A 12,763-nucleotide genomic window follows, 5' to 3' on the forward strand; every position below is an offset into this window, starting at 1 on the left:
GATCACTGCACCTGGAGGGACTGGGCGACGGCCTGGTTGGCACTGAGGTAGTTGGCCCCGGTGCCCTGCATCGCGGCGGCGTTGGCGTTCAGGCGCCCGGTCAGCGCCTTGACCTGCTGGTGCCATTCGTCCAGCGAGTCCTTCAGCGCGCCGGAGCTGTCCCAGCCCTTGAGGCCGGTGACGGCCGTCCCGGTGGCGTCGTCGGCGACCGCGCCCGCGCCGGGGCAGTCGTGGGCCAGGTTGGTCAGCGTGGTGTGCGCCTTGTCCAGCGCGGCGTGGTTGACCCCGAAACCGCCTGGTGCTGGTGTGCTCATGCGTCGATCCCCCATACGTGGTGACCCGGCGGTGTGGTCACCGGGCGCCGATGATCGTAAGTCCGCGGAGCACCGGATTGGGCATGGGATTGATCAGGGATCTGTCACCGTTTCGTCACTGCCCTGCGACGCGCCGAGCCGACGGGGCCGGCGGGGCCGTTGCGGTGACCGTCGGTGACGGACCGTTGACGGCCACCGCCCGCCCCTCTACAACGGGAGCACAGGCCACGGACGCGGTGGGCCGCGCCGCGGCACCGCCCACCGGGACGGCCCCGAAAGATCCCGGAAGACCCCGAGAGATCCCGCGAGACACCCGAGGAGCAACGCCATGGCTCCGGACGACCCCCGCTGCCCGGTGCTCGACATGACCGCCCGGGCCCTCCACCAGCAGAACGCGCGGCTGCGCTCCGCCGGACCCGCCGTACGGGTCGAACTCCCCGACGGCGTCATCGCCTGGTCCGTCACCCGCAGCTCGGTGATCCGCGCCCTCACCTCCGACCCCCGGATCTCCCGCGACCCGCGCCGGCACTGGCCCGGCCTGGCCGCGGTGCCCGAGGGCTGGCCGATGGGCCCGATCGCCTTCCAGGAGAACTTCTTCAACCTCTACGGCGACCACCACCGCTCCGCGCGGCGCCGGATGGCGCCCTCCTTCTCCCCCCGCCGGGTGTCCGCGCTGCGGCCCCGGATCGAGGCGACCACCGCCGCCCTCGTCGGCGCGTTCGGCGCCCTCGCCCCCGGCGAGGCCGTGGACGTGCGCCGGGCCCTGTCCCTCCCGCTGACCATGACGGTCATCTGCGACCTCTTCGGCGTCCCCGCCGACCTGCGGCCCCGGATCGGCCGGGCGATGGACGCCCTGCTGACCACCACGGCGGCGAACGAGCAGATGACCGCCTCCCGCGCCGAGATCAACGTGGTGCTCACCGAACTGCTCGCACTCAAACGCCGCGAGCCCGGGCCCGACCTGGCCAGCGACGTGGCCGCCGTCAGCACCGGCGGCGACACCGGCCGCACCGAGGAGGAGTCCCGCGACACCCTCTTCCTGATGCTCGGCGCCGGGTACGAGACCGCCGTCAACCTCATCACCAGCGCCGTCCAGGCCCTGCTCACCCACCCCCGGCACCTGGCCGGGGTCCGCGCGGGCGCGCTGAGCTGGGAGGACGTCATCGAGGAGACGCTGCGCCACGAGAGCCCGGTGATGCACATCCCGCTGCGCTACCCGCTGGAGGACATCGACCTCGGCGAGGGCGTGGTCATCCGCCGCGGCGAGCCGATCCTGGTCGGCTTCGGCGCGGCCGGCCGCGACCCGCAGGTCCACCCCGACCACCCGGACGACTTCGACCCGGCCCGCCCCGACAAGGAGCACCTGGCCTTCGGCCACGGCCCGCACTTCTGCCTCGGCGCGCCGCTGGCCCGGTTGGAGGCCGAAGTCGCCCTGGCCGGCCTCTTCGGCGCCCACCCCGAGACCGTGCTCGATCCGTGCCGGCCGGCGCCGGCGCGGCTGGAGTCGGTGATCATAAACGGGCCCGCCGAGCTGTGGATCGTCCCGACACCCGCTCCGGCCTGACCTCCCGGCCCGACCTCCCGCCGGGCGTCCTCCCGGGCACACGGCGGGGCCCCTCACCCCCGTGGAGGGGTGAGGGGCCCCGCCGCAGGCGGCCCTTGCGGTGACGGCCGGTCAGGCCAGCAGGTCGGACTGGAGGTCGACCACCTGGCGGAAGGCCGCGACGGGCACCCCGCGGGGGTTGGTCATGGTGACGACGGCCACCACGTCGGAGGCCGACACGTACGCCAGCCTGGTCGTCGGCACGTCCGTGCCGGCGGTCTCCCGGGACTCCTTGCGGGTCACCTCGACACCGTCGGGCAGCTCGCTGTCGGCCGAGGAGGGCGCGGTCTTCGCGTCGGGCGCGGCCTTGAGCTGGATCTCCGAACGCATCCGGGAGAAGGTGTCCCAGGCCTCGGCCGAGGAGCCGAAACGCAGCAGCCGGATCCGGGTGGTGGTGCCGTCGGAGGCGGTCCACTCCCGGACGGTGGCCGCCCGGCACACGTTCTGCAGCAGCAGGGCGTGCAGCCGGGCCGGGTTCTGCAGGTCGCCGAGGATCGCCTCGCAGGACACCCAGTTCGCCGGGGCCGTCCCGCCGGGGGCCGCCGAGGCGGATGCCGGAGCGGATCCGGACGGCGAGGCGGTGGCACTGGCGGTCGGGCTCGCCGAGGGGGCGTCGGAGGCCGTGGCCGTGGCGGAGGCCGTCGCCGTCGGGGCCGGGAAGAGCGGCGGGCTCACCGAGCCGCCGGCCTCCTTGGGCGCGGGCAGCAGCAGGTAACGCAGGTCGGCCTGGTGGAGGCCCTTGCCGTCGCCCTTGTCCTTCAGGTTCGGCGCGGCCTTGCCCGAGGGCAGTGGCGGCAGCGCCAGCGGCGGGAAGGTGTAGCGGCCGTCGTTCGCGGTGGCCAGCCCGGGGATGTCGGTCCGCTCCGGGGCGGTGACGGCCAGCGCGGTGCCGGTGCCGGCCAGGGCGAACACCAGGACGGCGCAGCCCCAGCGCACCGCGGCCTTGCGGCGGCGGGTGCGCCGGGCGGCCTGCTCCTCGGGGGTCTCCGCCGTCGTGGGGGCCGGGGCGGCGTCGGGCCGCGGGTCGTCGAGGGTGACGGCGGCCCAGGGGTTGTCGGCGGGTGCGGCGTCGGGGGCCCGGTCGGGCGGCTGCGGCGCGGCGGCGTGATCGGTCATACGGAAGCTCCGGGGCTGGCGAGGCGGTCGAGCTGCATGGTGAAGAGGGCGACGATCTTGTCCTTGGGCAGCGGGGCCACGCCCTCGGCGCTCATGATCACCAGGAGGTCGCCCTCGGCGGCCGAGCACTCCAGGTAGTCGATCGGCGCGGACGGCGGCGCGGGCATCAGGTAGCAGTGCGCCTCCGGGTGGCCCGGGACCTGCGGGCCGGAGCGGAAGATGCCGGTGTCGCCGGTGAACACCGCCGTGTACTCGTTGATCCGCTGCACCTCCTGCTGGTTGAACTGGCGCAGCCGCAGCCCGACCACCAGGTCGTTGTCCTCGTTGCGGTAGGTCCGCACGCCGCTGCCCTTGACGTGCAGGCCCTCCCAGTAGGAGCGGAGCTTGTCGCGCTTGTCCTTGGGGATCTGCTGGAGGTCGGCGTCCATCTCGTCGGACAGCTGCCCGGCGCCGAGTTCGGTGTCGTTGCCGTAGCCGCCGTCGTCGGGGCCCGGTGCGTAGCCGGCCGGGACGGGCAGCAGCAGGTCGCGCAGCGAGCCGAAGTGGCTGCCGTTGGACTTGGCGCCGTAGGGCGTGGGGGTGGCGGCCGGGACGGGGGCGCCGGTGGGGCCGGCGGCGGTGGCCGGGGCGGGGTCGTCGTACTGGGTCTTGATGATGCCGACGCCGATGACCACGCCGACCAGGGCGGCGGCGACGGTCGCGGCGCCCGCGCGCAGCAGGCGGCGGGAGGCGGGGGTGGGGGCGGCGGGGGCGCCCTCGGGGCTGAACTCGGCGGTGGGCACGGCCGGTTCGGGGTTCGCCGGGGCGGCCGGGGTCTCCGGGACGACCGGGGTCTCCGGGGTGGTCGGGGTGACCGGGGTGACCGGGGTGACCGGGGTGGTGGTCATGGAGTCGTCGGTCATGCCAGCTTCTCCCACTGCTGCTTGGCGAGGGCCTTGAGGTCGGCGGAGTCCACCGGCTTGGGGCTGAAGACCTCCACGGTCATCAGCACCGTGCCGCGCTGGGAGGCGGCCTGCCCGTAGTAGTACTGGTCGTTGCTGTCGGCCCAGCGGCTGGGCTCGCTCTCCACCCGGTAGCCGCCGTTGGCGTCGTCGGCGAAGGGCTGCCCGTGGAAGGCGGCGGCCTCGTCGAGGTGCTCGGGCGTGTACTGGGTGAGCATGACGCGGTAGCGGACGCCGCCCTTCTGCCAGTCCACCTCGGCGGCGCGCCGGAAGCCGGACCTGGCCAGGTTCTTGAAGAGGTGGGCCGCGTCGCCGTTGCGCTCGGCGAGTTCGCCGATCGACATCCAGCTCGGCTTGTCCGGGAAGTCGCCCCAGGCGGAGGTGCCGTCGGGGGCGCTGATCAGCAGCTTGCGCAGGTCGCCCTCGACGGCCGGCGGCCCGGGCTGCTCGGCGGCCAGGGCGGCCGGGTCGACCCGCTCGGCCGGGTAGGCGGGCAGGGCCACCTGGAGCGGCGGCAGCGGCGTGGGCGGGCGCTGGGCCTGGATCGCGTAGCCGACGCCGCCGCCAGCCAGCGCGCCCACGACCAGGGCGCAGACGGACAGCAGCACCGGTCGGGGCCGGCGCGGGGCTCGGGGCGCGGGGTCGGGGCCGGCAGACAGGAGGTCCGGCTCCCCGGTCTGCCCGGCGGCGTCGGCCTGCCCTGCCACGTCGGCCGACCAGTCGGGCGCGCCCGGGACGGGCGGCACCGGTGGGACCGGCGGTACGGACGGCTCGGCCGGGACTGGCGGTACGGGCGGGACCGGGGGCACAGGCGGTGCGGGCGGCACCGGGGGCAGGGGTGGTTCGGTGGTCATGTGGGTGGCTCCGGAGGAGGAGGGGAGGGCGGCGTCGTGGGGCGGGCGCGGGCTCAGCCGCCGGAGGCGAGCCACTCGCGCTGGCGCTTCATCAGGTCGTTCAGCAGCGCCTTGTCCGGCGTGCCCTTGACCTCGACGTCGACGGTGTACTGGACGTCGCCCTGGCTGGAGATGCCGGTCATCGAGCCGGTGTAGGCCTCGTTCTTGGGCTTGCGGCGGAAGCCGTGGGCGTTGGGGTCGCCGTCGATGTCGATCGACTCCTGCGACTTGACGGTGTAGCCCTGGACGAACCTGCTCGCCAGGTCGGCGGAGCCGAAGTGCAGCAGGGTGACGGTGACTTCGGCCGTGCCGTCTGCCGTGCGGTAGGTGCGCGCGGCGCCGTCCCGGTAGCCGAGCCGGTTGAGGATGGTGTCGATGTCGTCCGGCTTGCCGAACATCTCCGAGACGTCGTCGCGGGTCATCGGCATCCCGTCCGCGGGCCCGTAGGACTCGCCGCCGGCCGGGATCGGGAGCAGGAAGTAGCGCAGGTCGCCCTCGTGCCTGCCGCCGCTGACCGTGCCCTTGACGGTGCTGGCCGGGGCGGGCTGGCTCGGCACGGCGGTGGGCACCGGGACGGGCACGGCGGACGGCGTCGCGCTCGCGCTCGTACTCGCGCCGGCGTTCGCGCTCGCCGTGGCGGTGGCGCGCGGCGCGGGCGCGGCGGCCGGGCGGCCGTCCGGCTTGCCGACCGCGACGGTCACCGCGGCACTGGCCGCCGTGACGGCGAGCAGCCCGGCGGTGGCCAGCGCGACGCCGACGGCGCGCGGCAGCCGGCGCGCGGCCTGGGCCTGGGCCTGGGCCTGAGAAGCCTGGGCTGGAGCCGCCGTCAGGTCGGGCGCGGCTTCGGGCACGGCAGCTGCCTCCGGCGCGGCAGCGGGCGGCGGTGGATCGGTGAACGCGGCGCTCGCGTTCTCGGGCGCGGACAAAGCACTCCCCCAAGGGAAAAGAATTCGGGAATCCCGCACGCGGGCCACTGTCGGAAATCCGCCCCCCGGCGACTTTCCAGACCGCCCATCACGTGTCTCAGCAGGAAGTATGAGAGTTCGATGACATTCATGCCAACGAAAACAATCGCCACACTCCTGTCCAATGCCCGATGAATCGGACAGTCCGTGATCCAACCGCAACCGGCGGGCGCACCGGCCCCGCCCGGGTGGACACCGCCGCCCTGACGACGTGTCGTGCGGGCCGGGCTTGAGTTGGAGCGCACTCCAAGTCCTACGGTTCTTCCCGTGGTCACGGGCCGGACGATCCGGGCCGCGGCACGGAGAACAGCACGAGGAGAGGACAGACGCCATGGGTGTTTCGGAGCACGGGACCGGACAGCGGCAGGAGCGGTTCGACCGGGGCATGGAGGTGCTCACCCGGGTCGACGGCGAGGGCGGGCAGCGGGTGGTGGAGGCGCTGGCCGACATCAATCCCGAACTGGCCCACCAGATCGTGGCCTGGGGCTTCGGCGAGATCTACAGCCGCCCCGAACTCGCCCCGCGCGACCGCCAGTTGGTGACCCTGGGGATGCTCACCGCGCTCGGTGGCTGTGAGCCGCAGCTGGAGGTCCACATCAACGCGGCCCTCAACGTCGGCCTGACGCCCACCGAGGTCACCGAGGCCCTGCTGCACGCGGCCGGCTACTGCGGCTTCCCCAAGGCGCTGAACGCCACCTTCGTCGCCAAGAAGGTCTTCGGCGAGCGCGGCCTGCTCCCGGTCACGGCCGACTGACCCCCGCCGGGGGCTCTGCCCGGGCCCGGCGGGGCGGTGCGAGGATGCGGGGATGACGTATTCGGCAGCACGTGACGCGTTGGAGGGCCTGGCGCTCGGGGACGGTTTCGGGGAGCGGTGGTTCCCGCTGTTCCGCACACCGAAGGTGGCGTTCACCCAGATCCGGGCCCGGCAGGTGCCGCCGGAGAGCCCGTGGCACTGGACCGACGACACGGCGATGGCGCTGTCGGTGTACGGCGTCCTCACTGCGTACGAGGCGGTGCACCAGGAGCGGCTGGCGCAGGCCTTCGGGGCGACGTACCTGGCCGACGCGTACCGCGGCTACGGCAACGGGATGAGCCTGCTGCTGCCCAGGCTGGCCGACCGGCCGTCGAGCTGGCGTGCCGAGTCGCGCAAGCTGTTCGACGGTCAGGGCAGCCTGGGAAACGGCGCGGCGATGCGGGTGGCGCCGCTGGGGGCCTGGTTCGCCGCGGACCTGGACGAGGCGGCGGAACAGGCCGCGCTGTCGGCCGAGGTGACCCACGCCCACCCCGAGGGGATCGCCGGGGCGGTGGCCGTGGCCCTGGCGGCCGCGCTCGCCGCCCGCGGCCGCGAGGGTGCCGGGGCGGCGACGGAGGCCCGGGCCCCGGCCGGCGCCGCCCTGCTGGCCGAGGTGGCCGGGCGCACCCCGCCCGGGCCGGTGCGCGAGGGGCTGGCCCGAGCCGTCGAACTCTCCCCCGGCACCGAGCCCTGGCGGGCGGCGGACCTGCTCGGCAACGGGCAGTGCGTACGGGCCGGCGACACCGTGCCCTTCGCCCTGTGGTCGGCCGCCCACCACCTGGACAGCCTGACCGACGCTCTGTGGACCACCGCCGAGGGCCTGGGCGACGTCGACACCACCTGCGCCATCACCGGCGGCGTGGTCGCCGCCCGCACCGGCCTGGGCGGCGACACCGCCCACTGGCTCGCCGGGCGCGAACCGCTGCCGGAGTGGGTGGCCAGGGCCGAGGAAGAATCCCCGGCCCGGCAAGGGAGTTGAGACCACCGGCCGCACGGGTTCAGCCCGCGGGGCCGCCGCGCGACCGGGTGGAGCCGGACATCGACCGCTTCCCGATGCCCCGGGGAGTGTCCGGGCCCGGCAAGGGGGTGGCGCGCAGGACGGCGGCCGGTTCGCCCGGCGGCGGGCCTGGCCACCGGGGCCGGGCGGCCCGATGATCGGATGGGGCCGGTGGCGGCCCGTGACGTCGGGGGGCGGGGTTGACCGGGACGGGTTTCGAGGAGCGACACTTCGAGCGGCGGTACCTCGCGGTGACCGCGGCGGCGGTGGTGACGCTGGCGCTCGCGGGCTCGGTCGCGCTGTGGGGGTGGTCGCAGGACGATCCGGTGCCCGGCTGGCTGTGGTGGCTGTGCGCCGGCGCGGCGGTGGCGGGGGTGGCGGCCTGGCTCCCGGTGCGCCGGTGCGGCCCGGAGCGGCTGCGCGGGACGGGCGTCCGGGCGGCGGGGTTCCTGCTGCTGACGCTGGTCGCGGTGTTCCTGGCGGCGCAGGTCGCCGGCACCGTGCGGGAGCGGCTTAGCCATCCGCGCAGCACGACGGCCCTGGTCACGGGCTGCCGGGTGAGCGGCCAGGAGCCGGGCGGGGAGGGCAACGGCCTGGGCGCGAAGACGTACGCCTGCACCTTCCACTGGAGCGTGGACGGGCGGGAGTTCAGCGCGGAGCGGCCGGAGGGCCCGTACCCGGAGGGTCACCGGATCACGGTGTGGCTGGACGACCGGGGGCGGATGAGCACCGGCCGGCCGAGCTGGCTGTCGGTGCCGCTGTTCGCCCTGCCCGTCCCGTTCGCCGCGTACGGCGCGGTGTTCCTGGGCCGCTGGACGGCCGAGGACCTGCGGGAGCGCTGGCGCCGGGCGAAGGCGTCCTGAACGGGCCGCTCGTGTAAGGACGTTGAGGGATTCGGGAGTCCGCACGGAACGGGCCGAGATAGACAGTCCATCGACATATGTCGCCTGACTGCCTATTGTGGGGGCTGCGACGCGACGCCCTGCGCCGCCGCACCCCCGTACCCGCACGCGAGAGGACCGCCGTGCCCCAACATCCGCGCACCGCCCGCGCGTTGGCCGTCGCCGCCACCACGGTGGCGCTGGCCCTGACCGCGCCGACCGCCCTGGCCGCCCCGGCCCCGACCCCGACGCTGAGCGCGGACGCCGACCCGGTGCCCGCCCTGGTGGCGGGTCAGGACACCGCCACGCCACAGCTGGTGACCGGCCTGGACGAGCCCGCCCCCGGCGACCCGGTCCAGGCCGCCCGGGCCCACCTCGCGGCCCACCCCGAGCGGTACCGCATCGACACCGGCGAGCTGACCGAACTCGCCTCCACCCCCGGCCCGGACGGCCGGCGAACCGTCAGGTTCGAGCAGCGCCACGGCGGGATCCCCGTCCTCGGCGGCCAGTACCTGGTGCACCTGACCGGGCAGGGCGCCGGCCAGAAGGTCGAGTCGGCGGGCGGGCGCTACTTCACCGGCCTGACCGCCCCCACCACCCCCGCCGTCCCGGCCGAGGCGCTGCGCCGCACCGCGATCGACTCGCTGGCCGACCCCCGGCAGCGCACCGGCGCCACCGCCGAGGACCTCGGCGCGGTCGTGCTGCCCGGCGGCCCCGGCCGTCTGACCGAGCACTACACCGTGCGCCCCGCGGACGGCGGCGCCGCCCGCGAGGTGTACGTGGACGCCACCGCCGGCACCGTCGCCCTCACCCACGACGCCCGCGCACCCCGCCCGGCGAACGGCCGAGGGGACAGCCCGGCGAACGGTCGAGCGAGCGGCCGAGCGAACAGCCCGGCGAACGGCCCGACCTTCGACCGGAAGGCCGCGCAGGCCCCCGCCGACGGCCTCCAGCCCGCCGACGGCACCGCCCCCGACGCCCACGGCCGCGCCACCGCACTGCACATCGCCAAGCGCCCCGACGGCACCTACCAGCTCACCGACCTCACCCGCCCCGCCGCCATCACCACCTACGACGCGGCCGGCCGCGACGCGGGCGACTTCGACGGCACCGTCCCGGCCGACGCCGTCCCCGCCTCCTCCCCCACCCCCGACTTCCCCGCCGCCACCGGGGACGACGGCGCCACCGACGCCCACGTCAACGCCGGGATCGTGTACGACTTCTACCGCGACCGGCTCGGCCGCGACGGCCTGGACGGCCAGGGCGGCCCGATCGTCTCCGTGGTCAACGTCAGCGACCACGGCGGCCCGTTCGCCAACGCGTTCTGGGACGGCGGGAAGATGGTCTACGGCGCCCTCCCCGGCCGCTACCCCTTCTCCGCCGCCCTGGACGTCTCCGGGCACGAGATGACCCACGCCGTCATCGACCACACCGCGAGCCTGGTCTACTTCGGCCAGTCCGGCGCCATGAACGAGGCCCTCGCCGACTACTTCGGCAACGCCATCGAGGTCACCGCCCGCGGCGTGTCCATGGACGACCCCACCGCCCCGCTGCTGGGCGAGTCCCTGTGCCGCACCGGCACCCCGCAGGAGTGCGCGGACCGCCGCCTGGACGACCACCGCACCACCGTGAAGGACTACCTGGGCACCCTGGACGTCGACGCGGGCGGGGTTCACCTGAACTCCACCATCTTCGGCGGCGCCCTGTGGGACGTGCGGCGCGCCCTCGATCCGCTCACCGCCGACCGGGTCGTCTACCACGCCCTCGCCGACTACCTCACCCCCACCGACGACTTCCTCGCCGGGCGCAACGCGGTGCTGGCCGCCGGCCGCGCCCAGGGCCTGGACGCCCGCCAGCTGCGCGCCGTCGCCGCCGCGTTCGACGCCCACGGGATCCGGGCCGGCTGGCAGCAGCGGCTCGGCACGGACGCCCGCACCCTGCTGACGGACATCCCCAACAGCATGTCCAGCCCGGTCGCCGCCAACGGGCACTGGGTGATCCTGACCAACGGGCCCGACGGCAACGGGCTGTACACCGGAACCGTCGACGGCCGCGGCAAGCCCGTACGGCTCAGCCCCCAGGACGGGCGCTTCCACAGCTGGGCGGCCACCGACGGCACCACCGCCGTCTGGGAGGCCCAGGGCGGCTCCGGCGGCCCGGGCAAGGAGATCCTGACCGCCCCGCTCAGCGGCGCCGGCCCGGTGCGCAGCCTGCTGCGCACCACCGACAGCCTCGACGGGCTCCAGGTCTCCGGCCCGGACATCGCCTACGCGCTCACCGACACCGCCGGCCGCACCCACTTGTACCTGATCCACGACGGGGCGCCGGCGGTCGAACTCCCGCTGCCCGCGGGGCACGGCCTGTCCGGCCTGACCCTGCGCGACGGCCTGCTCGGCTGGACCGAGACCTGGCAGGACGGCGGTCAGCAGGTGAACGCGCCGACCGTCTACTCCGTCGCCGCCGGGAAGGTCACCGCCCAGTACACCGCGCACGCCCCGGCCGGCTCCGGGCCGAGCCGCACCTCCTCCACCCTGCTGGCGGGCGGACGCCTGGTGTGGCTGGACACCCCCGCCGACCCGGCCGGGCGCAGCACCATCCGCTCGGGCGCGGTGGACGGCTCGGGGATCGTCGACGTGCTGCCCGCGAGTTCCCCGCAGGCCCCCCGGTCCGCCACCCTGACCGCCTCCGACCAGGCCGTCAGCTACCAGCTGACCTCGGCGAAGCCGGCCGGCGGCTGGACCAACGCCGCGATGCCCAAGCTGTGGCAGGTGCCGCTGGCGGGCGGCGAGCCGCGGCGGATCTCCTGCGACCGGGGCGGCCAGTACGCGGTGGCCGCCGACCGGGGCACCCGGGTGGTGTGGCTGGACGCCACGGCCGGGCGGGCCGACCTGGTGACCCGGGAGCGGCCGGCGGGCGGCTGCTGAGCGTCTCGCGTCGGACGGCGGCGGGGCCGCGGGGTGATCGTGCCCCGCGGCCCCGCCGCCTTCCCTGCTGTCCGTACCGTCTGGGCCGTCCGGGCTGTCAGCGCCGCCAGGGCCGTCCGGGTGGGGGCCGGTTCAGAGCCAGCCGCGGCGGGCGGCCTGGACGCCGGCCTGGAAGCGGGTGGTGGCGCCGAGGTGGGCGAGCAGGGTGGAGACCCGGCGCACCACGGTGCGCCGGCCCAGGCCCAGGCGGCGGGCGATGGCGTCGTCGGTGGCGCCGGAGGCCATCAGGGTCAGGATGCGGCGGTCGCGGTCGTCGATGCGCAGGTCGACGTCGGTCACGGTGGCCGGTACGGCCAGGCGCCACAGCGTCTCGAAGACCGCGGCCAGGGCGGTGAGCAGGCCGGAGGGGCGGATCAGCAGGGAGACGACGCCCTCGCGGTCGTCGGCGGGCAGGGTGACGATGGCCAGGTCCTCGTCCCCGACGGCGAGTTTGAGCGGTGGCTCGGCCAGGGTGCGGGCCTGTTCCCCGGCTTCGACCATCCGCGCCATGTTCGGTCCGGCGACCGGGTCCTCGAAGGCGCCGCCGTGGTAGATGACCCGGTACGCCACGCCCGCGGCCATCCGGCGGCGCTGCAACTCCTCCTGGTCGAGGTAGTGGGCGCGGCTGCCGGAGTACGGCGGCACGTCGATCACCCGGACCTGGTGACGGGCCGCCAGCTGGAGGCGGTTGCTGGCCGCGAGCACCTCGGCGGGCTCCTCCACGACCTCCAGCGGGCCGTAGGCGCCGGCGTCGCGGCGGGCGTAGCGGTAGAGGCGTTCCAGTTCGGCGCCGGCCCGGCGGGCGGTGGCCTGGCGCAGGGCGTCTCGCTGGAGGACGGCCTCGACGACCCGGTCGGGGGGCAGGGCCTCCCAGGCGTGGTCGCGGTCGTCGGCGCTGCGGGTGGTGTCGAAGGCGACGGCGGCGCCGTCGTCGGCGAGGTCGCGCAGGACGGCCAGCACGGTGTCCGTGTCCAGGCCCGTCTCGGCGGCGAGTTGGTGCGGGTGGACGCGGGGCCGGGCGACCAGGCTGCGGTAGACGCGGCCGCGCTCGCTGTCGGGATCCAGCACGTCGTGCACGGGCGCCCCCTGGTGTCCTGTCGTGTCGTGTCGTCCGGTCCCCGGCGCCGGGCGGGGCCGGGGTGTCTGCCCGTGGCGGCGACGGTGACGCAGGCGGTGACGCCGACGCCGGCGGTGGCGCACCTGCGCCAGTGGCCCAGGTGGGCCGCCTGGCGCTCTGGCGGTGGCCGGGTCGCCTCGCGAGAGTTGTCGATGCTCAGACAGACCCTGAGTCTCGCAC

11 protein-coding genes are annotated in these 12,763 nt (G+C 75.5%); 5 read left to right on the plus strand and 6 right to left on the minus strand.

Translation table 11 applies throughout. The annotated features are described in order from the left end of the window. Positions 1-2: 2 nt before the first annotated feature. Positions 3-314, minus strand: a complete 312-nt coding sequence (locus ACZ7BZ_RS26835; protein ID WP_470360547.1) for a hypothetical protein — start codon at positions 312-314, stop codon at positions 3-5. A gap of 328 nt (positions 315-642) precedes the next feature. Here ACZ7BZ_RS26835 and ACZ7BZ_RS26840 point away from each other — a divergent pair, with 328 nt between their 5' ends. Then, the gene (locus tag ACZ7BZ_RS26840; RefSeq protein WP_470360548.1) at positions 643-1,878 is read left to right on the plus strand and encodes a cytochrome P450 family protein; all 1,236 of its coding nucleotides are present in this window, start codon (positions 643-645) and stop codon (positions 1,876-1,878) included. Between the two features lie 111 nt (positions 1,879-1,989). Here the strand turns inward: ACZ7BZ_RS26840 and ACZ7BZ_RS26845 are convergent, their stop codons facing one another. The 4 genes from ACZ7BZ_RS26845 to ACZ7BZ_RS26860 all read right to left on the minus strand — a co-directional run bounded on the left by ACZ7BZ_RS26845 (position 1,990) and on the right by ACZ7BZ_RS26860 (position 5,718). Continuing rightward, positions 1,990-3,033 carry a hypothetical protein gene (locus ACZ7BZ_RS26845; protein WP_470360549.1) on the minus strand — a complete coding sequence of 348 codons (1,044 nt, stop codon included), beginning with the start codon at positions 3,031-3,033 and terminating at the stop codon, positions 1,990-1,992. Continuing rightward, positions 3,030-3,935, minus strand: coding sequence for a hypothetical protein (locus ACZ7BZ_RS26850; RefSeq protein ID WP_470360550.1), 906 nt, complete (start codon positions 3,933-3,935; stop codon positions 3,030-3,032). Before ACZ7BZ_RS26850 ends, ACZ7BZ_RS26845 begins: the two co-directional genes overlap by 4 nt. Continuing rightward, positions 3,932-4,681 (minus strand): hypothetical protein, encoded by a 750-nt coding sequence (locus ACZ7BZ_RS26855; protein ID WP_470360551.1) that lies wholly within the window; start codon positions 4,679-4,681, stop codon positions 3,932-3,934. Before ACZ7BZ_RS26855 ends, ACZ7BZ_RS26850 begins: the two co-directional genes overlap by 4 nt. Positions 4,682-4,881: 200 nt before the next feature. Continuing rightward, positions 4,882-5,718: a hypothetical protein gene (locus ACZ7BZ_RS26860; RefSeq protein WP_470360552.1), complete on the minus strand. Its 837-nt coding sequence runs from the start codon at positions 5,716-5,718 to the stop codon at positions 4,882-4,884. A 445-nt stretch (positions 5,719-6,163) separates the two neighbouring features. Here ACZ7BZ_RS26860 and ACZ7BZ_RS26865 point away from each other — a divergent pair, with 445 nt between their 5' ends. The 4 genes from ACZ7BZ_RS26865 to ACZ7BZ_RS26880 all read left to right on the plus strand — a co-directional run bounded on the left by ACZ7BZ_RS26865 (position 6,164) and on the right by ACZ7BZ_RS26880 (position 11,427). Next, positions 6,164-6,586: a carboxymuconolactone decarboxylase family protein gene (locus ACZ7BZ_RS26865; RefSeq protein WP_380460082.1), complete on the plus strand. Its 423-nt coding sequence runs from the start codon at positions 6,164-6,166 to the stop codon at positions 6,584-6,586. Between the two features lie 52 nt (positions 6,587-6,638). After that, complete coding sequence (locus tag ACZ7BZ_RS26870; RefSeq protein ID WP_470360553.1) at positions 6,639-7,604, plus strand: ADP-ribosylglycohydrolase family protein; 966 nt, start codon at positions 6,639-6,641, stop codon at positions 7,602-7,604. 218 nt (positions 7,605-7,822) lie between these two features. Continuing rightward, positions 7,823-8,485 (plus strand): hypothetical protein, encoded by a 663-nt coding sequence (locus ACZ7BZ_RS26875; protein ID WP_470360554.1) that lies wholly within the window; start codon positions 7,823-7,825, stop codon positions 8,483-8,485. Positions 8,486-8,646: 161 nt separating this feature from the next. Beyond that, a complete protein-coding gene (locus ACZ7BZ_RS26880) occupies positions 8,647-11,427 on the plus strand; it encodes a M4 family metallopeptidase (protein WP_470360555.1) in 2,781 nt (926 codons plus the stop codon). A 132-nt stretch (positions 11,428-11,559) separates the two neighbouring features. On the opposite strand, the gene ACZ7BZ_RS26885 is transcribed toward ACZ7BZ_RS26880, so the two are convergent. Continuing rightward, complete coding sequence (locus ACZ7BZ_RS26885) at positions 11,560-12,543, minus strand: hypothetical protein (protein ID WP_470360556.1); 984 nt, start codon at positions 12,541-12,543, stop codon at positions 11,560-11,562. Positions 12,544-12,763 lie beyond the last annotated feature (220 nt).

Source organism: Kitasatospora sp. NPDC036934 (assembly GCF_055608425.1).